The organism is Caulobacter sp. FV2ye17ST (assembly GCF_058680955.1).
The window spans coordinates 1,022,315-1,049,267 of the sequence record NZ_CM178727.1; the positions used below are offsets into that span (position 1 = coordinate 1,022,315).

Annotated in this window: 16 protein-coding genes and 1 tRNA gene; 8 read left to right on the plus strand and 9 right to left on the minus strand. The window is 66.3% G+C overall.

Features of this window, described 5'->3' with window-relative positions; all coding sequences use genetic code 11:
- Nucleotides 1-18: 18 nt before the first annotated feature.
- A tRNA-Met gene (locus ACW17V_RS04910) sits at nt 19-95 on the minus strand.
- A 60-nt stretch (nt 96-155) separates the two neighbouring features.
- A complete protein-coding gene (ybaK, locus tag ACW17V_RS04915) occupies nt 156-629 on the minus strand; it encodes a Cys-tRNA(Pro) deacylase (RefSeq protein ID WP_492107757.1) in 474 nt (157 codons plus the stop codon).
- Between the two features lie 81 nt (nt 630-710).
- On the opposite strand from ybaK, the gene ACW17V_RS04920 reads away from it, so the two are divergent.
- From ACW17V_RS04920 to ACW17V_RS04930, 3 genes are all read left to right on the plus strand, one after another.
- Entirely contained in the window at nt 711-2,396 is a 1,686-nt protein-coding gene (locus tag ACW17V_RS04920) for a copper resistance system multicopper oxidase (protein WP_492107758.1), read from the plus strand.
- Nucleotides 2,393-3,271, plus strand: a complete 879-nt coding sequence (locus ACW17V_RS04925) for a copper resistance protein B (protein WP_492107759.1) — start codon at nt 2,393-2,395, stop codon at nt 3,269-3,271. Before ACW17V_RS04920 ends, ACW17V_RS04925 begins: the two co-directional genes overlap by 4 nt.
- Nucleotides 3,272-3,400: 129 nt before the next feature.
- Nucleotides 3,401-4,990 (plus strand): fatty acid--CoA ligase, encoded by a 1,590-nt coding sequence (locus ACW17V_RS04930; protein ID WP_492107760.1) that lies wholly within the window; start codon nt 3,401-3,403, stop codon nt 4,988-4,990.
- Nucleotides 4,991-5,011: 21 nt separating this feature from the next.
- On the opposite strand, the gene ACW17V_RS04935 is transcribed toward ACW17V_RS04930, so the two are convergent.
- Together ACW17V_RS04935 and ACW17V_RS04940 are read right to left on the minus strand one after the other, a co-directional pair.
- The gene (locus ACW17V_RS04935; protein ID WP_492108739.1) at nt 5,012-5,932 is read right to left on the minus strand and encodes a Gfo/Idh/MocA family protein; all 921 of its coding nucleotides are present in this window, start codon (nt 5,930-5,932) and stop codon (nt 5,012-5,014) included.
- 281 nt (nt 5,933-6,213) lie between these two features.
- Nucleotides 6,214-7,077, minus strand: coding sequence for a 2,4-didehydro-3-deoxy-L-rhamnonate hydrolase (locus tag ACW17V_RS04940; protein WP_492107761.1), 864 nt, complete (start codon nt 7,075-7,077; stop codon nt 6,214-6,216).
- Nucleotides 7,078-7,229: 152 nt separating this feature from the next.
- On the opposite strand from ACW17V_RS04940, the gene lldD reads away from it, so the two are divergent.
- Both lldD and ACW17V_RS04950 read left to right on the plus strand, forming a co-directional pair.
- Nucleotides 7,230-8,372: an FMN-dependent L-lactate dehydrogenase LldD gene (lldD, locus tag ACW17V_RS04945; RefSeq protein WP_492107762.1), complete on the plus strand. Its 1,143-nt coding sequence runs from the start codon at nt 7,230-7,232 to the stop codon at nt 8,370-8,372.
- A 212-nt stretch (nt 8,373-8,584) separates the two neighbouring features.
- Nucleotides 8,585-9,493: a hypothetical protein gene (locus tag ACW17V_RS04950; RefSeq protein WP_492107763.1), complete on the plus strand. Its 909-nt coding sequence runs from the start codon at nt 8,585-8,587 to the stop codon at nt 9,491-9,493.
- A 1,264-nt stretch (nt 9,494-10,757) separates the two neighbouring features.
- Here the strand turns inward: ACW17V_RS04950 and ACW17V_RS04955 are convergent.
- Together ACW17V_RS04955 and ACW17V_RS04960 are read right to left on the minus strand one after the other, a co-directional pair.
- Nucleotides 10,758-13,010 carry a glycoside hydrolase family 3 C-terminal domain-containing protein gene (locus ACW17V_RS04955; RefSeq protein WP_492107764.1) on the minus strand — a complete coding sequence of 751 codons (2,253 nt, stop codon included), beginning with the start codon at nt 13,008-13,010 and terminating at the stop codon, nt 10,758-10,760.
- Nucleotides 13,011-13,070: 60 nt separating this feature from the next.
- The gene (locus ACW17V_RS04960) at nt 13,071-14,114 is read right to left on the minus strand and encodes a LacI family DNA-binding transcriptional regulator (protein WP_492107765.1); all 1,044 of its coding nucleotides are present in this window, start codon (nt 14,112-14,114) and stop codon (nt 13,071-13,073) included.
- 654 nt (nt 14,115-14,768) lie between these two features.
- On the opposite strand from ACW17V_RS04960, the gene ACW17V_RS04965 reads away from it, so the two are divergent.
- The 3 genes from ACW17V_RS04965 (at nt 14,769) to ACW17V_RS04975 (ending at nt 21,071) form a co-directional block, all read left to right on the plus strand.
- Nucleotides 14,769-17,840 carry a TonB-dependent receptor gene (locus tag ACW17V_RS04965; protein WP_492107766.1) on the plus strand — a complete coding sequence of 1,024 codons (3,072 nt, stop codon included), beginning with the start codon at nt 14,769-14,771 and terminating at the stop codon, nt 17,838-17,840.
- Nucleotides 17,841-17,994: 154 nt separating this feature from the next.
- A complete protein-coding gene (locus ACW17V_RS04970; protein WP_492107767.1) occupies nt 17,995-19,515 on the plus strand; it encodes a tryptophan halogenase family protein in 1,521 nt (506 codons plus the stop codon).
- 26 nt (nt 19,516-19,541) lie between these two features.
- Nucleotides 19,542-21,071, plus strand: a complete 1,530-nt coding sequence (locus tag ACW17V_RS04975) for a tryptophan halogenase family protein (protein ID WP_492107768.1) — start codon at nt 19,542-19,544, stop codon at nt 21,069-21,071.
- Between the two features lie 98 nt (nt 21,072-21,169).
- Here the strand turns inward: ACW17V_RS04975 and ACW17V_RS04980 are convergent, their stop codons facing one another.
- From ACW17V_RS04980 to ACW17V_RS04990, 3 genes are all read right to left on the minus strand, one after another.
- Nucleotides 21,170-23,221: an ATP-binding protein gene (locus tag ACW17V_RS04980; protein ID WP_492107769.1), complete on the minus strand. Its 2,052-nt coding sequence runs from the start codon at nt 23,219-23,221 to the stop codon at nt 21,170-21,172.
- Nucleotides 23,218-23,943 (minus strand): response regulator, encoded by a 726-nt coding sequence (locus ACW17V_RS04985; RefSeq protein WP_492107770.1) that lies wholly within the window; start codon nt 23,941-23,943, stop codon nt 23,218-23,220. The genes ACW17V_RS04980 and ACW17V_RS04985 overlap by 4 nt, the downstream gene beginning before the upstream one ends.
- A 186-nt stretch (nt 23,944-24,129) precedes the next feature.
- Nucleotides 24,130-26,886: a M14 family metallopeptidase gene (locus ACW17V_RS04990; RefSeq protein ID WP_492107771.1), complete on the minus strand. Its 2,757-nt coding sequence runs from the start codon at nt 26,884-26,886 to the stop codon at nt 24,130-24,132.
- Nucleotides 26,887-26,953 lie beyond the last annotated feature (67 nt).

Below are 26,953 nucleotides of genomic sequence, written 5' to 3' on the forward strand. Positions count from 1 at the left end.
GTGTGTGGAACTCCGTCCTGGTGGTTGGAGGCGGGATCGAACCGCCGACCTGTGGGTTATGAATCCACCGCTCTAACCATCTGAGCTACCCAACCGCACCAGGACGGGAGCGGGGCTTATAGGCGAGAAGCGCGCGGGATTTCAAGCGACCCCGTTCAGGCCACGATCGACGCCGCCTTCGCCCCCAGCGCCGCGACCAGATCGGCGGGCGCCAGACGCATCTGCAGGCCGCGCTGGCCGCCGTTCACGAACACATAGGGCTGGGCCAGGGCCGCTTCCTCGACCGCCGTGGGCAGGCGCTTTTTCTGGCCGAAGGGGCTGACGCCGCCGACCTTGTAACCGGTGATCCGCTCGGCGTCGGGCACGGGCATCATCGCCGCCGACTTGCCGCCCAGGGCGGCGGCCAGCTTCTTCATGCTGACCTCCCGGTCTGAGGGCAGCACCACGCAGGCCGGCTTGCCGTCGAGCAGCACGACCAGGGTCTTGAGCACGCGTGCGGGATCCTCGCCCAGGGCTTCGGCGGCCTGCAGACCGACCCGTTCCGAGCTGGGGTCGTAGTCATACGTCGTCAGGTCGAACGCGACCCCGGCCTTGGCCAGGGCTAGGGTGGCGGGTGTGCTTCTGGACATGGCGCAGGTGATATCCCAAGTGTCAGCAGGTGGGGAGCCGGGCGCGCGCCGTCTGGGCCCCAAACCGGAGACGTGATCGTTATGCAGGCCCTCGACCGCCGCCAGATGCTCGCCGCCGCGACGGGAGCAGGCCTTGGCGCGCTGCTGCCAACCTGGGCGCGGGCCGGAACCGGCAAGGCGCCCGAGGTGCTGAGCGGCGAGGACATCCGCCTGACCATCGGCCATGCGCCCATGACGGTCGACGGCAAGGCGGGCCATGCCATGGCCGTTAACGGAACCGTGCCGGGACCGCTGATCCGCCTGAAGGAAGGCCAGCACGTCCGGCTGTCGGTGACCAATGCGCTCTCCGAGGATACCTCGATCCACTGGCACGGCCTGCTGGTGCCGTTCCAGATGGACGGCGTGCCGGGCGTCAGCTTTCCGGGGATCAGGCCGGGCGAGACTTTTGTCTACGAGTTCAGGGTCCGGCAGGCGGGGACCTACTGGTACCATAGCCATTCGGGCATGCAGGAGCAGGAGGGGGTCTATGGCCCCATCGTCATCGATCCGGCGGCGTCCGATCCTGTGGCCTACGACCGCGAGCACGTGGTGGTGCTGTCGGACTACAGTTTCCTGCATCCGCACCAGTTGATGCGAAAGCTGAAGGCTCACGCCGGCTATTTCAATGACCGCAAGCAGACGGTGGCGGGCCTGCTGGCCGGCCGCGACCAGTCGCTGAAGGACCGCGTCGAATGGTCGAAGATGCGGATGGACCCGACCGACATCCTCGACGTCACGGGCTCGGTCTATCGCTACCTGATCAATGGCCAGGGTTCGGCGGATAACTGGACAGGACTGTTCGCGCCCGGCGAGCGGGTGCGGCTAAGGTTCGTCAACGCCGGGGCGATGACGATCTTCAACGTCCGCATCCCGGGCCTGACGATGAGCGTGGTCCAGGCCGATGGCCAGAACGTGCGGCCGGTCAGCGTCGAGGAGTTCCAGATCTCGCCGGCCGAGACCTATGACGTGATCGTCCAGCCGACCGAGGATCGCGCCTTCACCCTGGTGGCCGAGGCTTCTGATCGCTCGGGGATGGCGCGTGGGACCCTGGCCCCGCAGCCGGGCCTGAGCGCGCCGGTCCCGCCGCTGCGCCAGCGGCCGCTGGCGACGATGAAGGATATGGGCATGGACATGTCCGCCCACGCCGGCCACGACATGTCGGGGATGAGCATGGACATGCGCGACGGCGCCAATGCGCCGGGCGTAAAGCTCAGCCCCGGTGTCCAGACGCTCTCGCCCATGCCGATGGATCGCCTGGGCGAGCCGCCGCAGGGTCTGGAAGACGTCGGCCACAAGGTGCTGCTCTATACCGACCTCTTCGCGCTGGACCCCAATCCCGATCTGCGTCCGCCCTGCCGCACGGTCGAGATCCACCTGACCGGCAATATGGAGCGCTTCATGTGGGCCTTTGACGGCGAGGCCTTCGGCCCGCTGAAGAAGCCCATCGCTTTCCGCCGCGACGAGCGGGTGCGGGTGCTGCTGGTCAATGACTCGATGATGGCCCACCCGATCCATCTGCACGGCCACTTCTTTGAGGTGGTGAACGGCCATGACGGTCACCAGCCGCGCAAGCACACGGTCAATGTCGCGCCCGGCGGCAAGGTGGCCTTTGACCTGACCGCCGACGAGCCCGGTGACTGGGCCTTTCACTGCCACATGCTGATGCACATGCATGCGGGGATGTTCAACGTCGTCACGGTGCGGCCGCTCGACGGAGTCCCGGCATGAGCGCGGCGCTTCTGATGGCCCTGGCCCTGATGCAACACGAGCATCACCAGATGACGCCGCCGGCGCAGGTCGAGCAGGCTGCGCCGGTCGATCCGCATGCGGGTCACGACATGTCAAAGATGGCCGATCCTCATGCGGGCCACGACATGTCGGCCATGGCCGCGCCGGCCGTCGCCGCCACGGCGCCGCCGGTCCCGACCGACCACGCCGCCGAGCGCTTCTACGATCCCGCCCGGATGGCCTCGGCCCGGGCGGTGCTGCGCCAGGAGCATGGCGGGGGCAGCTACTGGATGGTCCTGGCCGACCAGGCCGAGCGCCGCTCGGGCCAGGGCCCTGACGCCACGGCCTTCGAGGGCGAGGGCTGGTTTGGCGACGACTTCGGCAAGTGGGTGGTCAAGGCGCGCGGCGAGCATGTCGACGGCCATGGCTGGGAGAGCGCCGAGCTGCAGGCCCTGCGCGCCCGGCCGATCGGTCCCTATTTCGATCTCGAGGCCGGTTTGCGGGTGGATGTCGAACCGAAGGGCCGAACCTACGCCACCCTGGGCGTCGAGGGCGTCGCGCCCTACTGGATCGAGACCCGGGCGGCCGCCTTCCTGTCTGCTCGCGGAGACCTTTCGGCCCGGATCGAGGCTGCGCATGACCTGCGCCTGACCACGCGGCTGATCCTGCAGTCCAAGGTCGAGACCAGCCTGGCCGAGAGCGGGAGCGACGCCGAACTGGGGCTGCGCCTGCGCTACGAGATCCGCCGTGAGTTCGCGCCCTATGTCGGTGTGCTACGCCACCGCACCTTCGGCGACGCCGCTGATCTGGCCCGCGCGGCCGGCGACCGGACGGGTCAGACCAGCGTGGTGTTCGGCGTGAGGGCCTGGTTCTAGGATTTTGTGAAGCCCTTGCCGCAACGGCATGGCTTTACCTGCGCGTAAAGACGCCCCAACATCTGTTTGACCTGATCGGAAGCGGTGGATTCACACGCCGCGCGACGGGCCAAAGGGAGATCAGGGCGTATGTCAGCCGTAGACTTTGACCGCATGCCGACCCTGGGCGACGTCGCCCGCTATCACGCCGAGGCCCGGCCCGACGCCGTGGCCCTGAGTTTCGAGGGCCGCGACACCACCTTCGCCGACTTCGACCGCAAGACCAGCCGGGTCGCCAACGCCCTGCTGGCGGCGGGCCTGAAGACCGGCGACCGGATCGCCTATGTGGGCAAGAACAGCGACCTCTATTTCGAGCTTCTGTTCGGCGCGGCCAAGGCCGGCGTGGTCACCGCGCCCATCGGCTGGCGGCTGGCCCCGCCGGAGGTCGCCTATATCGTCGGCGACAGCGACGCCAGGCTGGTTTTCGTCGGCCCCGAACTGGTCGACCAGATCGAGAGCGTCGCCGCCGAACTGGCCTGGCGACCCGAGGTGGTGGTCATGGAACCCGTCGCGGGCGACGCCCACCGCACGTTCGAAGCCTGGCGCGACGCCCAGCCCGACAGCGATCCGGTCGTCCCGATCAAGATCTCCGATATCGCCATCCAGCTCTATACGTCGGGCACCACGGGCCGTCCCAAGGGCGCGATGCTGACCCATGACAACCTGCTGTCCATGCGCAAGCTGGCCGCCGAGAACCCGTTGGACTGGAACCAGTGGGGTCCGGAAGACGTCAGCCTGGTGGCCATGCCTGTGGCCCATATCGGCGGCACCGGCTGGGGGCTGGTCGGCCTGCTGAACGGCGCCAAGGGCGTGGTGGCGCGCGAGTTCGATCCGTTCAAGGTGCTGGACTATATCGAGCACGACCGGATCTCGAAGATGTTCATGGTGCCTGCGGCCCTGCAGATCGTGGTGCGCCAGCCCCGGGCCCGCGAGGTCGACTATTCGCGGCTTTCACACATCCTGTACGGCGCCGCGCCCATCCCGCTGGACCTGCTGCGCGAGTGCATGGAGGTGTTCGGCTGCGGCTTTGTCCAGCAGTACGGCATGACCGAGACCACCGGCACGGTGGTCTATCTGCCGCCTGAGGACCATGACCCGGCCGGCAACAAGCGCATGCGCTCGGCCGGCCTGCCGATGCCGGGGGTCGAGCTGAAGGTCATCGACGAGGCCGGCGCCAGCCTGCCGCCCAACACCGTGGGCGAGGTGGCTGTACGCTCCGGCGCCAACATGGCCGGCTACTGGAAGCTGGAGGAGGCCACGGCCAAGACCATCGACGCCGACGGCTGGCTGCGCACCGGCGACGCCGGCTATCTGGACGAGGACGGCTATCTGTTCATCCACGACCGGGTTAAGGACATGATCATCTCGGGCGGCGAGAACATCTATCCGGCCGAGGTGGAAAGCGCCGTCTATGGCCATCCGCACGTGGCCGAGGTGGCCGTCATCGGCGTGCCCGACGACAAGTGGGGCGAGGCGGTCAAGGCGGTGGTGGCCCTCAAGCCCGGCGCGCCGCGCGATCCCGACAGCATCATCGCGTTCGCCCGCACCCGCATCGCGGGCTTCAAGGCGCCCAAGAGCATCGACTTCATCGACGCCCTGCCGCGCAATCCGTCGGGCAAAATCCTGCGCCGCGAACTGCGCGCGCCGTACTGGGAGGGTCGGGCGCGGCAGGTGAACTGAGCGGCGTCCCGGTCGCGACGCCTATTCGATAAACGCCTCGACCAGCTCCCGCGTCCCGACCAGGAAGGCGTCGGCCACCAGGGCCAGCGGGCGCACATCAGCCTCTGAACGGCCTGCCCGGATCAGGTCGCCGAACCGCGCGTACAGCCCCGGATATTCCGCGTCCGCCGCCTGGACCACCGGCTGGCCGTCGATCTCGATGACGGCCCCGCCGCTGGACAGCTTCAGCACGCCTTCATCGGCGACGACCGTGATGTCCCAGGTCTGCGGGCCGGTCTGCAGGAAGTCGAAATCGGCGGTGATCGCCGTGCCGTCGATATCGGTCATGGCCAGGTGCGCCGCGACCGGCGACTGGACGTTTTCCGGAACCTGAAGCCGCGCGTCGGTGACGAACACCTCGCGGGGCATGATCTCGGTCAGGATCGACAGGGCGTTGATGCCGGGATCGAAGACGCCCAGGCCGCCGGCTTCCCAGATCCAGGTCTGGCCGGGGTGCCAGCGGCGCACATCCTCGCGCCACTGGATATCGACGCTGCGGATCGTGCGGGCGGCCAGCCAGGCTTTGGCGGCCGGAACCCCGGCGGCGAAGCGCGAGTGCCAGCTGGCGAACAGGGTCACGCCCCGCTCGGCGGCCAGGACGGAGAGGTCGCCGACCTCGCCCACGGTCGCGCCGGGCGGCTTTTCCAGGAAGACGTGCTTGCCGGCCCGCAGGGCCGTCAGCGCCGTCTCGCGCCGCGCCTGGGGCGGGGTGCACAGGGCGACGGCGTCCAGGGCGATCCCGCTGTGAAGCATCTCCTCCAGCGTCTCGAAGGCGGGGACGCCCACATCCGGCCGGCTGCGGCTGGCGATGGCGACCAGCTCCAGGCCCGGATCGGCCGCTATGGCGGGGATATGCTGGTCGCGCGCGATCTTGCCGACCCCGACGATCCCGACCCTGATGATGCTCACGCCGCAGCTCCCTGACTCTTTATCGACCTATTATCCTACAAATGGAGAGCGCCAAGCCTTTTCGACAGTCGCCGTCACCACCATCGCCGTTTACAGGGCGGGGGCGAGGATCTGAAGTGGGGGAAGGGGGGAGCCGGCCGGGGAAATCAGGCATCCCCGGCCAGCAGGTATCGACGGTGGGGACCTATCGATAACCAAGTTTTGCTTTGCGCCGGCCCTCACCGCAATGGGGTGGATAATATGTCGCAGGCGGCGTTCTGCGGGTCCCCGAGCGTCTAGGAGACGCCGTCCCGGGCCCAGGCCACGACGATCTGGCGCTGCTCGCCCAGCCTGTCGATGCCCAGGCGGATCTCGTCGCCGGCCTTCAGATAGACCGCTTCCGGCTTTTGACCCATGCCCACGCCCGGCGGGGTGCCGGTGGTGATGAGATCACCGGGTTCCAGCGTCATGAACTCGCTGATGTAGGCGACCAGCTTGCGGACCGGAAAGATCATGGTCTTCGACGAGCCGTCCTGCTTGCGCTGGCCGTTGACGTCCAGCCACATGGCCAGGTCCTGCGGGTCGCCGACCTCGTCCGACGTGACCAGCCACGGACCGACCGGACCAAAGGTGTCGCAGCCCTTGCCCTTGTCCCAGGTGCCGCCGCGCTCGAGCTGGAAGGCGCGTTCCGACACGTCGTTGATCAGCACATAGCCGGCCACATGGTCCAGCGCCGAGGCCTCGTCGACGTAGCGGGCGCGCGAGCCGATCACGACGCCCAGCTCGACCTCCCAGTCGGTCTTTTCAGAACCGCGCGGCAGCATCACCGGATCATTGGGACCGGTCAGGCAGCTGACGGCCTTGGTGAACAGCACCGGCTCCTCGGGGATCGGCAGGTTCGACTCGGCGGCGTGGTCGGCGAAGTTCAGGCCCACGGCGATGAACTTGCTGACGCCCGTGACCGGCACGCCATAGCGCGGCGAGCCCTCGACCCGAGGCAGCGAGACAGGATCAATGGCGGCCAGGGCCTTGAGGCGGGCCGGCGACAGTTCGGCGCCGGTGATGTCGGCGATATGGCCTGACAGGTCGCGGATCTGGCCATCGGCGTCGAGCAGGCCAGGCTTTTCCGCGCCGCGCGGACCGTAACGGAGAAGTTTCATGACTGCGCCTTCAGGGCCAGGATGGAGATCGACCGCCCTTACTAGACGCTGGCGTCCGCCGAGTCGCCATACCGGCCGGCTTGGATCATGATCGGCGATATGCGACAGCGCGCGACCAGCATGACTCGGTGGGCTTCCAGCAGGGCGCGTCCATGATCGTCTCCTCGACCACGGACTTTCGCGAGGCGGCGCGCCGCCGGCTGCCGCGTTTCCTGTTCGACTATGTCGACGGCGGCGCCTATGCCGAGACCACCCTGGCCCGCAATGTCTCCGATCTTGCCCGGATCAGCCTGCGCCAAAGGGTGCTGAAGGACGTCTCGGGCGTCGATCCCTCGACCACCCTGTTCGGCGTGCGGCAGGCCCTGCCGGTGGCCCTGGCCCCGGTCGGCCTGACCGGCATGTACGCCCGTCGCGGCGAGGTTCAGGCCGCCCGCGCCGCCGCCGCCAAGGGCGTGCCGTTCTGCCTGTCCACCGTGTCGGTCTGCGACGTCGACGAAGTGGCCCGGGCCTCCAGCGCGCCGATCTGGTTCCAGCTGTATGTGCTGCGCGATCGCGGCTTCATGCGCGACCTGCTGGTGCGGGCCCGCGACGCCGGGGCCACGGCCCTGGTCTTCACCGTCGACATGCCGGTGCCCGGCGCGCGCTATCGCGACGCCCATTCGGGCATGAGCGGCCCCAACGCCGCCACCCGGCGGATGCTGCAGGCAGTGGGCAAGCCGGCCTGGGCCTGGGACGTCGGGGTGATGGGCCGCCCCCACACTCTGGGCAATGTCGCGCCGGTGCTGGGCGACCGGTCGGGGCTGGAAGACTTCATGGGCTGGCTGGGGGCCAATTTCGATCCCTCGATCACCTGGAAGGATCTGGAATGGATCCGCGAGCTCTGGAAGGGCCCGCTGATCATCAAGGGCGTGCTGGATCCCGACGACGCCAGGGCCGCCGCCGATATTGGAGCCGACGGCATCGTGGTCTCCAACCACGGCGGCCGACAGCTGGACGGCGTGCTGTCCTCGACCCGGGCCCTGCCGGCCATCGCCGAGGCGGTGGGCGACCGGCTGACCGTGCTGGCCGACGGCGGCGTGCGCTCGGGCCTCGACGTGGTGCGGATGCTGGCCCTGGGCGCCAGGGGCGTGCTGCTGGGCCGGGCCTATGTCTATGCCCTGGCCGCGCGCGGTGGGCCGGGCGTGAGCCAATTGCTGGACCTGATCGAGAAAGAGATGCGCGTGGCCATGGCCCTGACCGGGGTCAGCGACATCGCCTCGATCGACCGCTCGATCCTGGCGGGGATGAAGGCGTAGGTGGGCGTAGGGGCTGCGGAGGGGAGCTCACCTCATCCAGTGAGGTAACAACCGCTATGCCACTACCAGCGCGTAGGCCTTGCAGTAGGACTTTATAGAGACCGGCGTTTTGACGCCCCTTGGAGGGATAGCCTCAGTGGTCGAGCTGTCGCCACGAGTTTGTCATGCTCCGAATTCCCGTCATAGTGAAGTTTGGCGCGGATGAGGGTGTAATGATCGACAAGAAGGCTGACGAGTCCAAGCCCACGTGTTTCGTCATCACGCCCATTGGAGCACCCGGTTCGGCAGCGCGGCGCCACGCTGATTGGGTTTTCCACAACGCGGTGATCCCGGCTTGTGAAGAGGCAGGGTTCGCCGCTCCTGACCGCGCGGACAAGATTGTCACGAACCCGATGATCACGGCGGCGATTTTTAAGGGGATCGAGGAGGCGACCATCTGCATCGCCGACCTAACTTTTCTCAATCCGAACGTATTCTACGAACTTGGAATTCGACACGCCATTGAGAAGCCTGTCATCCACATCGCGCAAGACGGCACCGACCTACCGTTCGACAACGGCCAGCACGTTGCTCACTTCTTTGACTCTGGCGATTACCACTCAGTCGATGCTCTGCGTGCATATCTGGTCTTGCAGTTCGCTGTGATCCTTGGGGACAGATATGAACTGTCCAATCCGCTGACCCACGCGCGAGGGCGGAAAGCGCTCGTGGGAAGTAAGGATAGCAGGGATCAGATGTTGAACGATCTAGCAGCGAAGGTTGACCGCCTTGAGCAGCGGGCGCGGGCGGCTGCGAATGCTCCAACGGTGCTGCGCGCAAGGCGGTCGAGCGGTAACCCGTTAATGTCTGATAATGCGCTATCCGGCGCCTACGAGCTTAGTTTGGGAAAATCTGCGCGGAGTGAATTGTTAGATGAAATTATAGACTTGGTAGCTATAGAAAAAGCTGGCGGGCCGGAATTTTCTCTCTACGAGTTCAAAAACATTGCAAACAAATTTTTTAAACTATCTGAAAATGAGCAGAAGAGTGTTTTGGCGATGCTCATGGCATCAGCGGATGCGTCGCCCATTGCTGAAGCGCTCATCGAGGCAAAATCACAGCAGGTTCCGAGGGAGCTCTAGGCGCGCTGTTTTCAGGTGCACTGATCGACTCGGTTCTCGATCTGCGACGCGCGACCGGGCACGGGTTGGTGAGCGGTACTCGGTGCTTACCTGTCGGTGCGCTAGCGTCCGTTCCTGGCGCATCTCGCCTTCTCGACCTTTGAACCACAAAGGTCCGACTGGGGTCGAAAGCTGCCTCTGGCTCATTGCCAACAAGCGGACGCCCCGCGTCCCGCTCATCCTTAAATCTCCTAGAGGCTGCAGCGTGCCGGTCTGACCAGGTTGGTCAAGGACCGGTCTTCGACCGGCCGCTCCGCGGCGGCCCGCAGGGCCGTCCTTGAGCAACCTGGACAGACCGGCGATCGTCTCGCCGTGAGATTTAAGGATGGCTCCCTTCGGCGCGAAGGCGGGCGGGACGCCTCTCCAATAAATCACCGTCATTCCCGCCCTTGTGGCGGGAACCCCTCTGTCCGCCGCAGGTGCGGGAGGGGCGAAGTGCGCGCGCACTTCGCTGGCGCTTCACGTGCGAACGGAACGAGGGGTTCCCGCCACAAGGGTGGGAATGACGGAAGGTGTGGGGATTGGCGGCGCTATATCCCCGTTCTTTCGGAAATAAACTCCAGCCCAATCAACCACTTGTAAAATAGTTGATCGCGCCAATCCTCGGAGCTCAAACCGCCCGCATAATCACAGCTGTCCCCGTCGCAGGGGGAGGCGCCTGGATCCGGCCCAACAGCGGCGATGGGGATGGAGCTGAGCGGGGCCGCGCGGTCACGCGGCGAGGACGAAGGTGGTCTGTTCGTTGGATAGATCCGGGACCACCGGAAGGCTCGTCGGAGAGACAGCGCGGAGCAACAGGGCGAGGGATCGTAAACCCGCCTATCGCGCATCGTCGGGGGTCGAGACGGTTAGCCGATCGACCTTGGTGCGCGCCCGTACGGGGGCTCTTGGGTATCAGAGCTGAAAGACGCTCGCTTGGCCCAATCCTCACGCAAGAACAGCTTCTGCGAAGCGGACAGGTCGAGCCGAAACGCACACAACACATCACGGTCATCCGGGTTCGCCCCGGCCGCTTCGCGCCTCCCCACTAAACTCAGCGAGTAATCGCGTGAGGCTGAGAAGCCGTGCTTCTCCCTTCCCCCTTGGATGGGGGGAAGGGCGGGGATGGGGGTGACCCCGCCGGACGATTTCACACCGTCGGAGCCCCATCCTAAACCGCTGTCACCCCCATCCCCAACCCTTCCCCCATCAAAGGGGGAAGGGAGAAGAGAGCAAGTGACGCCGTCTATTTCGCCAGCGGCGAGACCGGCAGGGCCTGGGCCTTCAGCGACACGGTCGAGGTCAGCGACTGGGCGCGCGAGGAGGCGCCGACCGAGACCGCATAGTCGCCGGCGGCGATCGACCAGCCGTTGGCCTTGCCGTCCCACGTCGACAGCAGGCGCGGGTCGACCGTCACCGTGACCGAGGCGCTGGCGCCGGGCGCGAGCTCGACCTTGCGGAAACCGCCCAGACGCTGGGGCGCTTCCCAGCCTCCGGCCTTGGGCGCGACATAGACCTGGGGCACGTCCTTGCCGGTGCGCGCGCCGACGTTCTTGACGTCGAAGCTGACGGTCAGAACACCGTTGGCGTCGGCCGTCTTCAGGTTCGAATAGGCAAACTGCGTGTAGGACAGGCCGTAGCCGAACGGGAACAGGGGGTCGTGCTTCTTGAGGTCGAACCACTTGTAGCCGACCGCCGCGCCTTCGATCGTGTAGTCGACGTCGAACAGGGCGTCGGGCGTCTTGGGATCGCCGTCCAGCTTCGGGCGGGGCAGTTGGGTGACGTCCCGGGGGAAGGTCACGGGCAGGCGGCCCGAGGCGTCGACCTCGCCGGTCAGCACGCGGGCGATGGCTTCGCCGCCGTTCGTGCCGGGGAACCAGGCCTGCAGCACGGCGCCGACCTCGTTCAGCCAGGGCATGACCACGGGGCCGCCGGTTTCCAGCACGACCACCGTTTTGGCGTTGGCCTTGGCGACGGCGGCGATGGTGGCGTCCTGGTCCTTGGGCAGGTTCAGGGTCCAGACGTCTTCGGACTCGGTGGTCCACTGGTCGGCGAAGACGATGGCCAGGTCGCTGGCCGCGGCCAGCTTGGCGGCGGCGGCCGGGTCCTTGCCGTCGGCGAAGGTCACCTTGGCGTTCGGGAAGCGGGCCTGCAGCGCCTTCAGCGGCGAGGAGGGGTAATAGATCACCGGGCCCGGCCAGGTCGCGGGCAGCAGGCCCTGCACGGCGCGGCCGCCGGCCGGATAGACCTGCGAGGAGCCGCCGCCCGACAGCACGCCGACATCGGCATGGGCGCCGATCACGGCGATGGTCTTCGCGGTTTTGGCCAGGGGCAGGAGGCCGCCCTCGTTCTTCAGCAGGACCATGCCTTCCTCGGCGTCGGCCTGGCTGACCAGGCCGTTGGCCTTCAGGTCGATGGGCGCGATCTTGACCGGATGGTCGACTGCGCCGCTGGCGAACAGGGCGCGGGTGATGCGGCGGGCCATGTCGTCCAGGCGCGCGCCGCTGACGGCGCCGCTGGCCAGGTCGGCCTTCAGCACCGAGCCCAGGAAGTCCTGCCTGTCGAAGGCGCGGCCGGCGGACTGCTGGTCCAGGCCCGCATTGACCGCCTTGGAGCCGGAATGCACCGCGCCCCAGTCGCTCATCACATAGCCCTTGAAGCCCCAGTCCTTCTTCAGGACCGTGTTCAGCAGCCAGTCGTTCTCGCAGGCATAGACGCTGTTGACGCGGTTATAGGCGCACATCACCGAGTGCGGATCGGACTGCTCCATGGCGAACTGGAAGGCCAGCAGGTCGGACATCCGGGCCGAGGGCTCGTCGATATTGGCGCTGAGGACGAAGCGGCCGGTCTCCTGATTGTTCAGGGCGTAGTGCTTGATCGTCGAGACGATATTGTTGGACTGGATGCCCTTGATCTGGGCGGCGACCATCGTGCCAGCCAGCAGCGGATCCTCGCCGCCATACTCGAAGTTGCGGCCGTTGCGCGGCTCGCGAACCAGATTGACGCCGCCGGCCAGCATGACGTTGAAGCCGGAATTGCGGGCCTCCGAGCCGATCATCGCGCCGCCCTTATAGGCCAGCTCGGGGTTCCAGCTTGCGGTGGTGGCCATGCCCGAGGGCAGGGCGGTGCGTTCGCGAAACTCTTTGGCGCTGCCTTGCGTGGCCACGCCGACGCCGGCGTCGGTCTCCCACTGCTCGGGGATGCCCAGGCGGGGGATGCCCTTCACGTAACCGGCCGAGCCGGGCAGGGCGCCCTCGATGCGCTCGTACTTCGGCTTCATGTCGGCGCCGAAATAGCCGAACACCAGGGTCAGCTTCTCGTCCTGGGTCATGGCCTTGACCACCAGGTCGGCCCGCGTGTCGGGATCGAGCTTGGGGTTGAGCCAGGGCTGGGCGGCGGCGCTCGCCGAAGCCGCCGTCTGGGCCTGAGCGTTCAGCGCCGTCGCGGACGCGCCGATCATCAGCGCCAGGGCCAGGCCCTGGAATGTCTGCCGGTTCATGTTTCCTCCGTACTCGTTTGTCTGGGCCGCCGGCCGTTGTCGGCTCGGCGGCGAAGGGGATCAGGTCTTTCGCTTCGGCGGTCCGTCGCTGCGCACGGGGCCGGTCGATTCGCGCACGACCAGGCTGTGCTGGGCCAGGAACGGCGCGGCGGCCTTGCCGGCGACCTCGTTGGCGTTCCAGGCGCTGAAGGTCTGCAGGGCCCGCAGCGCCATCTGTTCGAAGGGCTGGCGAATAGTGGTCAGGGTCGGCCAGATCACCCCGGCGATCGGCGCGTCGTCGAAACCGACCACCGAGATATCGTCCGGAATGCGCAGGCCGCGGCGCTGGGCCTCCATGCAGGTGGCGGCGGCCATGTCGTCATTGGCGGCGAAGATCGCGGTTGGCGGCTCGTCGATGTCGAGCAGGACCCTGGCCGCCTCGGCGCCGGTCTTGAAGGTGAACTCGCCGTCGGCGATCAGCTCCGGCGCGGGACGGGGCAGGCCTCGAGCGGCATAGGCCTCGAAGAAGCCGTTGCGGCGATGGGTGCTGGCGGCGTGGTCGGGATGGCCCGAGATGTGGCCGATCCGGGTGTGGCCCAGGCTGAACAGGTGCTCGACCACCTCGCGGGCGGCGGCGCGATCATCCATTGCGATGGCGGGAAAGAACGGGTCTGGGCTAGTCGGCGAGATCAGCACGCAGCGGACCTCCAGCTCGCGCATCAGCTCTTTCAGCGGCCCAAAGTCGCATTCGGGCGGCAGCAGGATCATCTCGCGCACGCCGCCGTCGGCGACGAAGGCGCGGATCCGGTCCTGCCAGCCGGCGACCGGGCCGTCGAACAGGTCGACCGTCAGGTGGCGGCCGGTCTCGACGCAGGCCAGCAGCAGGGCGTGGTGAACCTTGGTGTGATAGCCGCCGCTGGGATCGCCCATCAGCACCCCCACCGAGGACGAGGTCTGCGAGCGCAGGCTGCGCGCCACGGCGCTGGGCTGGTAGCCCAGGTCCTGCATGGCCGCGCGGACGCGCTCGCGCGTCTTGGCGCTGACGCTCTCATGATCGTTGAGCACGCGAGAGACCGTCTTGGGCGAGACATCCGCCCGCTCGGCCACATCGTGGATCGTCGCCATTACGTTTCTACACCCGGTTCCGCGTTCTTACTGACCAGACTCCACCACGGTGAAGGTGGCAGGGGCAAGGCGACGCGTCATGCAAGCCATAGCTCACGGTGTCCGGCTTGTCATGCACTAGGACAAAATCAGGTCATATCGGGTCATTTTGCGAGACATTTTTGGGACATGAATTCGCGTCCCATTGCCTGATTCCGGGGGCGTTCAGCCTTGAGGGAGTCGTTCCTGAAAAGCCATTGGGAGCGTTACCATCGGGGCGCGAAAAGGGGTTTCGGAAAGCGTAAATGGGGTAAATCCGGAGATTTTTCCTGGATATTCGAGGTGGCGGGACGGTCGGCGGGCTCATTTCAGAGCCTGGACCGCGTTTGGGCAGGTTGGCCCGGGGCGGGTAAAAGCCTTGTGCGGCAGGAATGACAACGTTGACATTCTTGTTGACTTGGTCGGGACATTTGATGATGTTGGGCTCAACCGATAACGGCGTTGGGCCGGAATCGACAGCCCGGGCGCTGGGGGTCGCCGTCAAGAACGGACATCGCGGACAGACAGTTCGCGGGCCTGAAAGCGCTCAATCGGTCCTGGAATGCGTCGCGTAGACGACGCGCCCAGGAACGGGGCGGACGATCAAATAAAAACGTTAGTTGGGGAGCTAGGAATTTGACTAATCAACGTAGGAAAGCCGTGCTTACGCGCGGCCTGGCGGTGGCCTTGCTGGCCGGCGCCTCGCAGGTGGCTCTGACCACCGGCGCATTCGCCCAGGACACCACCGTCGAAGAAGTGGTCGTCACCGGGGTTCGCGGATCTCAGATCAAATCGGTGGACGTCAAGCGCACGCAGGCGTCGATCGTCGATGCGATCTCGGCGGAAGACATCGGCAAGCTGCCGGACGTCACCATCGCCGACTCCCTGCAGCGCATCTCGGGCATCCAGATCCAGCGCGACGCGGGCGAAGGCAAGAACGTCAATATCCGCGGCCTCAAACAGGTCATCACCCTGCTGAACGGCGAGCAGTATCTGAGCGCCGGCAACATGGGCGAGGCCAAGCCGGACCTGTTGGACGTCCCCTCGCAGCTGATGAACCAGGTGCTGGTCTACAAGTCCACCAGCCCGACCAACGCTCTCTCGGGCATCTCGGGCACGATCGACCTGCGCACGCGTCGCCCGTTCCAGTTCGGCGAGGGCCTGACCTTCACCGGCGCGGCCGAAGCGCAGCGTGGTGATCGCACCAAGGAAAACGACTACCTGGTCAACGGCGTCCTCAACTGGCGCAACGACCGCGTCGGCCTGATGGTCTCGGCCGCCAAGAGCAAGTCGAACCTGGGCAACAACTATTCGGGCACCGTCGGCTTGTCGGGCAACAACGATTGGGGCGGCAACTTCCCCAACAGCTACATCTCGCCCCACGGCTATGAGAGCTTCAACCGCGTGGTCGAACGCGACCGCCTGGGCGTCAATGTCGCCTTCGAGGCCGACCTGGGCGAGGGCTTCACCCTGATCGCCGAGGGCTTCTACGCCGAGCTTGAAGAATACAACCGCGCTGTCGGTCTCAACATCTCCAACCGCTGGGACGGCGGCGCCTTCGGCACCTGGAATACGCCCACGGCTTCGTCGCCTGTCGGCATCGGCAACTGGGTGGCGGTCGACGAATACGACATCAATGCGTGGTGGGTGAACTCCTTCACCGTCAACCGCACGACCAAGTCGAAGACCAAAAACTACAACCTCGAACTCAACTACGACAACGACGGTCCGTTCAGCTTCGAAGCGCGCGCCATTCGCGCGGACGGCGATCGTCTGAGCATGAACGGCCAGGCCCAGGGCGACCTGAGCAACTGGCGCTATGGTGACGGTCGCTTCAACCTGTTCCGCGATGCGGCTGACCGCACCCGGGGCACGTTCTATCCCAAGGCCATCTGCGACAAGTTCCCCGTTTCACGCCGCACCAACGCAATATCGGGCAGCGCCGGCGGTTGCTATCTGGATCCGAACCCGCTGGGCTACGGCGCCAACCCGCAGCTGCACTACAACATCAGCGGCGACAAGGCGGTGTGGTCGGGCTTCGACCGCCCGCTGGCCGGTGGTCTGGGCGCGGGCAAGAGCCTCAAGGACTACATGGCTAACAAGGATAGCTATGCGATCGGGGCCTTCTCGTCGGAAGGCAATAATGAAATCGAGTCGGACATGAACGTGTTCCGCGCCGATGGTCACTACCGGTTCGACGACAAGTTCCTGGGCTTCATCACCAAGGTCGACGCCGGCGTTCGCCAGAGCAAGCGTTCGGTCGAGGTCGAGCAGTTCCACCTCTTCTCGGGCTTCTACGGCGGCTCGCCCGGCGCGGTCCAGGCCAACGGCCTGCCGGTTCCGGCCGGCGGCTGCGAGGCCCAGTGGAAGGCCATCGACGTCGTCATGAACCAGAACCAGTGCCAGGCGGGCGAATTCGTGCCCGATCCGGTCACCGGCCTGCAGGTGTTCCAAGGTTATACCGTCAACCAGCCGACGCGTCTGGACACCTACAACAACGTGATCTGGGTCGATGACCTGGGTGGTGTCACCAGCGGCATTCCCGGCTTCTGGGCGATCGACCCACGCGACTTCGACGATGCTGAAGCCTTCCACAAGAAGGTCTTCGGCGGCGCCATCCGCGTCCAGATTCCCGGCCAGACCTATGACGTGACGCTCAGCGAGCAGAGCGCCTTCGGCGCCGCCAACTTCGAAATGGGCGGCCTGTCGGGCAATGTCGGCCTGCGCGTCATCGAGACCGAACTGACGGTGAAGCAGAACCTCACCGGCGACACCCGCAACTACGGCGACACCAACGCCGACGCGGGCGACAATGTCACCAAGCGCAAGTACACCGACTGGCTGCCTTCGGTGAACCTCACCTACGACCTGGGTGAGCACTTCAAGATCCGCGCCGCCTACTCCAAGACCATGCAGCCCCTCGACCTGGGCAGCTATGGCGGCGGTCTGAAGATCAACACCTCCGACTGTGGCGCGGCCCTGCCGAACGTCCGTTGCGTGACCAGCGCCAACGCCGACGGCAACCCGAACCTGGATCCGTGGCGCTCGCAGAACTTCGACGGCGCCGTCGAGTACTATTTCGGTCGCGCCTCGATGCTGAACATCTCGGCCTTCAAGCTGAAGATCGACAGCTTCGTGACCGGCGGCACCACCACGGGCCGCTTCCCCGATCAGGACGGCGTGATCCGTCGCACCGTCAACGTCACCCTGCCTATCCAGGGCGATGGCGGCGAGGTGAAGGGTCTGGAAGTCGGCGCCAAGCTGGCGATGAGCGATATCCTGCCCGAGGCTGGCTTCCTGTCGAACTTCGGCGTGGACACCAACTACACCAACTCGCCCAGCAAGGAATCGCGGACGGGTCTCGACGGCAAGAAGCTGACCTTCGTCGACAACTCCAAGCACCAGTTCAACCTGGTGGGTTGGTATCAGGACGAGAAGCTGCAGGCGCGCGTCGCCTACAACTATCGTACAGATCGTCTGGCCGAAGTGATGAGCAACAACATCCCGATCTATCAAGACAGCACGGGATATGTTGATGTGAATGTCAGCTACAATGTTCGCGACAACGTCACGGTTTACTTCAACGGTTCGAACGTGACCGGCGAGATTGAGGATTACTACGCCAAGTTCGCGGCGGGTAAGACCCAATACATCAAGCAGAACGAGTTTGAACCCCGCTACACCGTCGGCCTTCGGGCGCGCTGGTAACCTCTAGGCTCACCTCCTGCGGCCGCCGTGACCCCCCGCGTCACGGCGGCTCTTTTTTGGAGGCGGACCTGTCCGAGACGGATGCCAGGCGATAGCCTCAATATCCACCGGACTTATCTGAATGCGCTTCGGGAGGGCGATCTTGGACCAGCCCATGACTGACAACCGTATTCGCAGCGTCGTGATCGTTGGCGGCGGTACGGCCGGCTGGATGGCGGCGGCCAGTCTGCAGCGTCATTTCCAGGGCTCGCCCCTGAAGATCACCCTGATCGAAAGCTCCGAAATCGGCACGGTCGGCGTGGGCGAAGCGACCATTCCGACGATCCGAAACTTCTACCAGAATCTGGGTCTCAGTGACCTCGACGTGATGCGGGCCACCGGCGCCACCTGCAAGCTGGGCATCCGCTTCAAGGACTGGCTCAAGCCTGGCTCGTCCTTTATCCACCCGTTCGGCCTGTTCGGTCAGGACCTCCGGGGCGTGCCGTTCCATCATTACTGGCTGCGCCTGAGGGCCCTGGGCGAGACAGCCGCGATCGGCGAATATTCCCTGGGCGTCTCGCTGGCCAAGGGCGGCAAGTTCACCCAGCCGTCCCGCAGCCCGCCGTCCACCCTGTCGGTCTTCGACTGGGCCCTGCATTTCGACGCCAGCCTGTTCGCCAAGCTGATGCGCGAGGTCGCCGAGAAGGCCGGGGTCAAACGCATCGACGCCCGGATCAACAAGGTCAATCTGCGTCCCGAGGACGGCTTCATCGCCTCGGTCGATCTGGACAACGGCGCCACGGTTGAAGGCGAACTGTTCATCGACTGCTCGGGGTTCCGGGGTCTGCTGATCGAAGAGGCGCTGCACACCGGCTACGAGGACTGGAGCCCGTGGCTGCTGTGCGACCGCGCCCTGGCCGTGCAGAGCGAGGGCAGCGGAGAGCCGCCGCCCTATACTGATGTCTCGGCCCAGACCGCCGGCTGGCGCTGGCGGATCCCGCTGCAGCACCGCTATGGCAACGGCTACGTCTATTCCAGCCGCCACATCAGCGACGACGACGCCATGGCCGAGCTGAAGGGGGCCGTGCCCGATCCGCTGCTGCATGAGCCGCGTCAGATCCGCTTCACGCCGGGCCGCCGTCTGAAGGCCTGGAACAAGAACTGCGTCGCCCTGGGCCTGGCGGCGGGATTTCTCGAGCCGCTGGAGAGCACGAGTATCGCCCTGATTGAGACCGGCATCGAGAAGATCAAGCAGCTCTTCCCGGATCGTGGCTTCAATCAGGGCGTGCTCGACGAGTTCAACGACATGTCGAAGCTGGAAATGGAGCGCGTCCGCGACTTCATCATCCTGCACTACAAGGCCACCCAGAGGGACGACACGGCGTTCTGGCGCGACTGCCAGGCGGTGGAAATTCCGGACACCCTCAAGCACAAGATCGAGATGTTCCGCGAGCGCGGCCACTTCATCCGCTACCGCTGGGAAATGTTCCAGCCGGCCAGCTGGCTGGCGATCTATACGGGCTTCGACATCCTGCCCAGGACCTGGGATCCCAGCATCGACGGCCTGGACGTCGAGTCGCTGCGTCGGGGCATGGCCGAGATGCGCAAGGCGGTGAAGGCGGCGGTCGAGGCCGCGCCGACGCATGGGGCCTTCCTCGAGCAATATGCCAGGCCGGCCCCGATGGCGGCCCAGTAAGAGACAAGAAAAGAGTGGGGACGGACATGCAGGACGCCAATCAGAACGGGATCCGCAAGGTCGTGATCGTCGGCGGCGGCAGCGCCGGCTGGATCTGCGCGGCCATGGCCAGCCACTACTTCCACAAGACCGGCGTCGAGGTGGAGCTGATCGAGTCCGAGGAGATCGGGACGATTGGCGTAGGGGAATCGACCATCCCGCCGTTCCTGCAGTTGATCCGCAGCCTGGGGATCGACGAGCAGGACTTCATCCAGAAGACCCAGGCCAGCTTCAAGCTGGCCATCCGCTTCGAGAACTGGCGCAACAAGGGCGAGACCTACTATCACCCCTTCGGCCAGATCGGCGGGCCCATCGGCCGGCACGAGTTCTACCAGTGCTGGCTGCGCGCCAAGGCCAATGGCCACCCTTCGGCCCTGCAGGACTTCGCTCCGGCCACGGTGATGGCCGACCAGTGGAAGTTCATCCCGCCGTTCCGCGCCCAGAAGACCCTGCTGAGCGGGGCCAGCTACGCTCTTCATATCGACGCCAAGCTGGTCGCCCAGTACCTGCGCGACTTTGCCGAGACGCGGGGCGTCAAGCGCACCGAGGGCATCGTCACCGATGTGGTCTCCCGTCCCGACGGCTTCGTCGAGAAGGTGATCATGAAGAACGGGACCGAGGTCTCGGGCGATCTCTTCATCGACTGTTCGGGCTTCCGGGCGCTGCTGATCGGCAAGACCCTCGACGAGGAATATCTGGACTGGTCGGACGTACTGATGTGCGACCGCGCCGTCGTCGCCCAGACCGAGAACGTCAAGGATCCGCATCCCTACACCCTGGCCCAGGCCCAGGACGCCGGCTGGCGCTGGCGCATTCCGCTGCAGCACCGGGCGGGCAATGGCTATGTGTTCTGCAGCAAGTACATCAGCGAAGACGAAGCCACCGCCACCCTGCTTAGCCAGATCGAGGGCGATGTGCTGCTGGGCCCCAACATCATTCCGTTCAAGACCGGGATGCGAAAGCGCCTGTTCCGCAACAACGTCGTGGCCATCGGTCTGGCCGGGGGCTTCATCGAACCGCTGGAATCGACCGCCCTGCACCTGATCTATCGCGGCATGGACTTCCTGCTGCGCTATTTCCCGGACAAGGCTTTCGATCCCGGCCTGGCCGCCGAATACAACCGGCGCATGGCGATGGACTACGAGGAGATCCGCGACTTCATCGTGCTGCACTATTACACGACCCAGCGGAACGACACGCCGTTCTGGCGCGACTACCAGAAGCTCACCCCGCCCGAGAGCCTGCGTGAGCGGGTCGAGCTGTTCAAGTCCAGCGCCGTCCTGCGCGACGGTGTCGACGACATGTTCCGCGCGCCCAGCTGGCAGTCGATCATGGAAGGCATGGGCATCCGTCCCGACCGCTATCAGCAACTGGTCGACGCCGCGCCCTATTCAGTGATCAAGCAGACGCTGGACCAGTCGGCGCCGATCCTGAAGGCTCAGGTCGCCGCGCTGCCCAGCCACGGCGAGTTCCTGGCCCAGCATTGCCCGGCGGCGCCGTTCAAGCGCAGCGCCTAGAGCATTTTCCGATCCAATTGGATCGGTGAAATGCTCTAGTCTTTTGTTTTGACGCATTTTCTGACGACGAACCGGCGTCCACTTCGTCGGAAAATGCTCTAGGACGAAACCTTTACCGCCATCGGCAGGCGGACCTCGGCGACCAGACCCGTCTGACCCCGACGCAGGCGGATGTCACCGCCGTGGGCGCGGATGGTCGAACGCGAGGTCGACAGGCCAAGCCCCACGCCCTGCCGCGTTGAGTTGCGCGCCTCGGCGCTGCGGTAGAAGGGCAGGAACACGCGGTCCAGATCGCTGTCGACCAGACCAGGACCCCGGTCGGTGATTTCGGCGACAACCTCGCTGCGCTCAGCGAACAGTCGCACCTGGGCCTGATCGCCGTACTTGATGGCGTTGTCGATCAGGTTGGCGAACACGCGCTGCACGCTCAGCACATCGACCTCCACCTCGGCCGGCGCGCCCGGTTCCAGACTGACCTGGGCGCCGACGACCTCGGCGTCGTCGACGGCGCATTCGATAATGGAGCGCAGGTCGACCCGCTGGCGCTCGCCGGCTTCGGCGTTGTCGCGCATGAAGGTCAGGACCGAGGTGATCATCGCCTCCATCTGATCCAGATCCCGGGCCATCTCCCGGCGCAAGGTGGGCGAAGCGCGCTCGATGCGAAAGCGAAGGCGGGCCAGGGGCGTGCGCAGGTCATGCGAGATGGCGCCGATCATGCCGGTGCGATCCTCGACATAGCGCCGCAGCCGCCCCTGCATCTGGTTGAAGGCGCGGGCGGCCTGGCCCACCTCCGCCGGGCCGCTCAGGGTTGCGACATCGGCGGTCGGCTCGCGACCCAGGCGCTCGGCGGCGCGGGCGAAATCGGTCAGCGGCGCGGCCAGGCGGCGGGCGAAGATCCAGCCTAGTGGCGCGACGATCGCAAACGACAGGGCAAACCACAGCATCAGCCGCTTCTGCCAGCTGTTGGGGAAGGCCTCGGGCTGGGTGCGCAGGGTCACCCAGCGATCAGGCGCGACGCGATAGGCGGCGATGAAGTCGCCCTCGACATAGGGCGCCGGGGCGAGACCGAACAGGCCGCGCGGCTCCGGGGCGGCGATCGGGCGACCGGGATCGGCCTTGGGAAGGGCGGCTCGGGCCGCGGCGGCCGCCGCCACCACCGGCGCGCGGGTGATCGTGACTTCCGCTGCTGGCGCAGCTTGCGCCGTCAGGGGGGCTGGCGCGGCTATCGTCTCACGGGTGGTCGGTCGAATGGAGGGACCTGTCGCCGGCGCCGGGTCGCTGTGCGTGGGCGGGAAGTTCGTCGACACACTGAACAAGATGGGCGTGGCCGCGACAAAGCCGTCGCCGGGTGACCGCACCGGACCCATCAGGCCCGGCATGGACGGGCGAGCCAGTCCGGCCATCGGCATGACCATCCTTGGACGGGCTGGCGGGGGGGCCATCGGGCCGCCCATCGTAAACGGGCGTGGGCGAACACCGCCTGCGGAGGCGGGGGGGAAGCGCGAAGCCCAGACTGGCGGCCGCTGGCCCATTGGCCCAGAGGGGCCGGGGATCCTGTCGCCATGACGCAGGGCCACCGGCGCACGCATGGCTCTGGCGGGAAAGCCGATCATAGGTAAAGCGCCGCCCGCCGAGCGGGCTGGGAAACCGGGCGGCGGCGCGGCGAAGGGGGGCGGCGATGCGGTCTGGGCGGCGGCGCGGGGCGCGATGGCTGACCGCAGGGCGTCGGCCAATCCGGATCGCGGGGCGGGCGGCTTAGCGCGCTCGACGTTGGTCAGGGTCCTGGTCGGGGGACCGGCGAAGGGCAGGGGGGCGTAGAACAGCAGTCGCACATCGTCCGGGTCGACGTTCATCATCCGGGCCAGGTCGGCTTGAGCGGACTCCGGCACGAACCATCCGGGACTTTGCAGACTGGGCGGCTGGCTGTCGCTGGCGCGCAGCAGCGGCTTGGCGCCCTGGGTCGCGACAGGCGCGCCACGCAGGCCGGCCGCGATGTCGGCCAGGCTGTGCTGCGCCGGCGGAGCTGGAGGCAGGAGCAGGGTCAGGACCAGGGTGACCAGCTGGGCGACGACGATCCCGGCCAGCAGCAGCGCCACGATCTGCACGGCCAGGGGAGGGCTGGGCCAGCGAAGCTTGAACGGAACCCTCATTGTCGCACCACCATGGCGTCCAGCACATAGCCGACGCCCCGATGCGTCTTGATGATCTCGTGGTCGGTCTGGGCCTCGATCTTGCGGCGCAGGCGGCTGATATGAAGGTCGACGCCGCGGCCGACGACCTCCGGCTCCTCGCCCTTGATGACGCCCAGCAGCGCCTCGCGGGTCACCACCGATCGTGCGTTTTCCAGCAGGGTCGCCAGGATGGACAGTTCGCCCCGGGTGAGCAGCAGCAGCATGCCGTTGGGCGCGGTCAGCTGACGGGCCGCCAGATCCAGGCGAAAGCCGGCGAAGGCATAGGCCGATCGGTTGCTCCCCTGCGCGCCGGCCGATCGTCGGCGCATCAGCGCCTTGACGCGGGCCAGCAGTTCGCGTGGCGGGATCGGCTTGACCACATAGTCATCGGCTCCGATCTCCAGACCCAGGATGCGATCCACGGGATCGCCCAGGGCGCTGAGCATCAGGATCGCGGGACCTCCCTCGACGGCCAGGCGACGGCAAAGCGAGAGGCCGTCCTCGCCTGGCAGATTGACGTCCAGCACCGCCACGTCGACCGACTGCCGTTCGAGAAGGTCGCGGGCCTGGGCCGCTGTGGCGGCCTGGCGAACCTCATAGCCCTGCGCTTGCAGATAGCCGGCCATCTCGCGTCGAAGGTCGTGATCGTCCTCGACCAGCAGGACAATGGCGGGCCGGGCGATCTGAACGGTGTGGCTCATGGGGTGATCTTGGGGCGATCCGGCGGCCGCCTCGGTCAAGCTGGGCGGTAAGCCGGTGTCGCGGATGGTCGTGGCGCGAACAAGGCTGCCGCATCGCCAATTTGTAACCGCCGCGCATCAATCGGCAGCGGGATTGCAATACAGGGAAAGATGCCGGCGGCGCCGTGCGCCGCCGGCATCTCGTCATCAGCGCGTGGCGGCGATCGCCGGGCCATAGAGCAGGCCGTTGAACAGGAACTTGAAGGTCCCATAGGACTGGGCGCGCTGGGTGATCTCGGGCCCCATGGCGAACAGCTTCCCTCGGCCCACATCGACATCAAGGATCGCGGTCGAGCCCTTCAGCTTCTCCTGACCCACGGCCCAGCCGCTGCGCAGCGGGGCGTCGCTGTCGAACCATGACACCCTCGATACGCCCGTCGCGTCCGACTTCAGCGTGAAGGTCGGGCTGCGGTCGAAGAACAAGTCGACCTGATCGGGCAGGCCATAGGCCAGGGGCTGGCGATTATCGACCCGGGCGCGCAGCACCGAGCCAGGGATGTAGAGGTCCTTGTTGGGCAGGGCCTTCAGTTCGCCGTTCTCCCTTCGGGCCGTGGCCACATCGACAGGCGCGCCCAGGGCCGTGGCCAGACGCGTCGAGGCGCCGATGGCCACTACCGTGCCGCCGGCCCTGGCGAACGCCTCGACCTGGGGCAACGTCCGGGCGTCGGTCACCTGGCCCAGCCAGGCGCGGTATTCTTCCGGAATATCTTCCGGCTTGGGCTGAGACCCGCCGCGACCGGCGCGGAATGGTCCCCCCGCGGGCGCCGGGAACACGCCGTCGGCGAAGACCAGGACGTCGAAGTCCTTGTTCAGGTCGCCGGCGTCCAGGCGCTGCGGATAGACGACCGTGAAGGGCGCCTCGAACTTCTCGAACATCCAGCGGTTCCAGCCTGACGGCATCGAGCCGCCATAGACGTCGACCAGACCGATCCGCACAGGCTTGAGCGGCAGTGCGGCGCTGGCGGGCTTGGAGCCGACCGCCCAGGCGTCGATGCCCAGATCCTTGACGCTGGCGGTCAGCACGGCTTGAGCAGCGGGCGAGGCGGGCACCCAGATCGCGCCGGGGCCAAAGCTGGTCTTGCCGGCCTTGCCGCCATCCTTCAGCCACTGGACGCTGGCCCCGGCCTTCAGCAGGCGGTTGGTCAGGGTGAAGCTGTTGTTGGTCTCATGGCTGATCAGCCAGCCCGCCTTGCCCGAGCCCCGGATCGCGCCAGGTTTGACGGTGATCAGGTCGGGCACGCGCGTGGTCGGCGCCTCGAAGCCGTCGAGGATGCGGTCGAACTTCACCCCCATCTGATAGGCCAGGGTGTAGCCCGTGACATCGTAGGGGGCCTTGGGCGGGCCGCCGGGATACTCGGTGTCGTGCGGGTGATCCTGGGGCTCGAACATGTCCATCACGTGCGGGCGATAGGCCTGGGCGGTCTTCACCACATAGGAGCCCGTCGGATAGGTTTTGCCCGCCACCGTGAAAGCCTTGTCGGCCTGTTCGACATCCACGCCGGCCTTGATCAGGGCGTTCAGGAACGCCACCACCGTGGGCAGGTCGGCCTGGTCGGCGGGCAGGATATAGCCGCGCGGATCGCGCAGGGCCGGGGCCTGCAGCACGGTCTTGTAGAGCGTCGGATCGACCGAGCCGCCACGGCCCTCGAACGGCTTGTCCTTGGCCGCGTCCTTCAGGGCGTCAATCTTGCTGGGGCTGAGCGTCCAGCTGTCCTGGCTGCCTTTGGCGATGCCGTTGGCGCCCATCTTCCAGATGTTGAACAGCAGCCTTTCGCGGTTGCGTGAGGCGTAGTCCAGCACCGCGCGGTTCAGGCTCCACTGGTAGTCCAGGGTCTGCTGCAAATGCCACATCTGCGGCGGGGCGGGCATGGGCCGGTCGTTGCTGGGTAGTTGGGCGTCGGGCACCAGGTTCAGCGGCATGGGCGTGGGCCCGCCGGTGATCTCGGTCAGCAGGCCCACCGAGTTGTGGAAATAGGCGATCGAGCGCTCCATCCCGTTGTGCCAGGTGGAGTAGGGGGCGGCGCTGCGGGCGCTGGAGCCGGGCTTGTCCTCGGCCACCAGGCGGCTGTGCATCGCCATGCCCACCTCCTGCAGGGTGGTCATGACCAGCGGGTCGTAGTTGTAATTGGCGGGATCGCGGAACGGCGGCACGAACACCACCATGCCGTTGGGCGCGGTCTGGTGCTGGTTGTAGACGATCTGCGGGAACCACTCGCGGAACAGCTGGCGGTTGACGTTGGTCGTCTCGGCCATCTGGGCCATGAAGCTGTCGCGGTTGTTATCGTGGCCGATATACTTCTGATACAGGCGCGGGATCGAGCCGAACTCGCGCTTCTTCGGATCCTCGCTCCGCATATACCAGTCCGAGATCAGCTCCATGCCGTCCGGATTGTCGTGGGCGAACAGGATGATGACATCGTCCAGCAGGCGCATCGTCTCCGGATCGGTCTGGGTCAGCATCCTGTGCAGCACCTGGATCTGACCCTGCGAGGTCACGGTCTCGTTGGCGTGCATGCCCGCGTCGATCCAGACCACGGCCTTGCCCTCCGCGGCCAGCTTCTCGGCCTCGTCGCGATTGACGCCCTCGGCCTTGGCCAGGCGGCGCGCGATGGTCTGGTAGTGGTCCAGCTTGGCCAGATTGGCGGGCGACGAGACGATCGCCATCCACTGGGTGCGGCCTTCTTCCGTCTTGCCGATATCGACCAGCTTCATGCGATCGGACTGGCCGGCCAGGGTCTTCAGATAGGCTTCGTAGGCGGTGTAGTCGGCCAGGAAATAGTCGCTGCCGACCGGCTGGGCGAAGGCCTTGGCGGGCGGGGTGATCTCGGCGAAAGCGAAGGTCGCGCCGCTGACGGCCATCACCAGCGCAAGAGCCGCGCTGGCCATCACTTTATGTCGAGTCATCGAAGGGGTTCCCGTCCAGAACAAGCGGCCGATCCGCGCCGGCTCATGATGTCTGACGAAGCCAGAC

What these genes read in the sequence shown, in the direction of transcription:
- ybaK (WP_492107757.1), bottom strand. Translation starts at nt 629, where the DNA reads ATGTCCAGAAGCACACCCGCCACCCTAGCCCTGGCCAAGGCCGGGGTC.
- ACW17V_RS04920 (WP_492107758.1), top strand. Translation starts at nt 711, where the DNA reads ATGCAGGCCCTCGACCGCCGCCAGATGCTCGCCGCCGCGACGGGAGCA.
- ACW17V_RS04925 (WP_492107759.1), top strand. Translation starts at nt 2,393, where the DNA reads ATGAGCGCGGCGCTTCTGATGGCCCTGGCCCTGATGCAACACGAGCAT.
- ACW17V_RS04930 (WP_492107760.1), top strand. Translation starts at nt 3,401, where the DNA reads ATGTCAGCCGTAGACTTTGACCGCATGCCGACCCTGGGCGACGTCGCC.
- ACW17V_RS04940 (WP_492107761.1), bottom strand. Translation starts at nt 7,077, where the DNA reads ATGAAACTTCTCCGTTACGGTCCGCGCGGCGCGGAAAAGCCTGGCCTG.
- lldD (WP_492107762.1), top strand. Translation starts at nt 7,230, where the DNA reads ATGATCGTCTCCTCGACCACGGACTTTCGCGAGGCGGCGCGCCGCCGG.
- ACW17V_RS04950 (WP_492107763.1), top strand. Translation starts at nt 8,585, where the DNA reads ATGATCGACAAGAAGGCTGACGAGTCCAAGCCCACGTGTTTCGTCATC.
- ACW17V_RS04955 (WP_492107764.1), bottom strand. Translation starts at nt 13,010, where the DNA reads ATGAACCGGCAGACATTCCAGGGCCTGGCCCTGGCGCTGATGATCGGC.
- ACW17V_RS04960 (WP_492107765.1), bottom strand. Translation starts at nt 14,114, where the DNA reads ATGGCGACGATCCACGATGTGGCCGAGCGGGCGGATGTCTCGCCCAAG.
- ACW17V_RS04970 (WP_492107767.1), top strand. Translation starts at nt 17,995, where the DNA reads ATGACTGACAACCGTATTCGCAGCGTCGTGATCGTTGGCGGCGGTACG.
- ACW17V_RS04975 (WP_492107768.1), top strand. Translation starts at nt 19,542, where the DNA reads ATGCAGGACGCCAATCAGAACGGGATCCGCAAGGTCGTGATCGTCGGC.
- ACW17V_RS04980 (WP_492107769.1), bottom strand. Translation starts at nt 23,221, where the DNA reads ATGAGGGTTCCGTTCAAGCTTCGCTGGCCCAGCCCTCCCCTGGCCGTG.
- ACW17V_RS04985 (WP_492107770.1), bottom strand. Translation starts at nt 23,943, where the DNA reads ATGAGCCACACCGTTCAGATCGCCCGGCCCGCCATTGTCCTGCTGGTC.
- ACW17V_RS04990 (WP_492107771.1), bottom strand. Translation starts at nt 26,886, where the DNA reads ATGACTCGACATAAAGTGATGGCCAGCGCGGCTCTTGCGCTGGTGATG.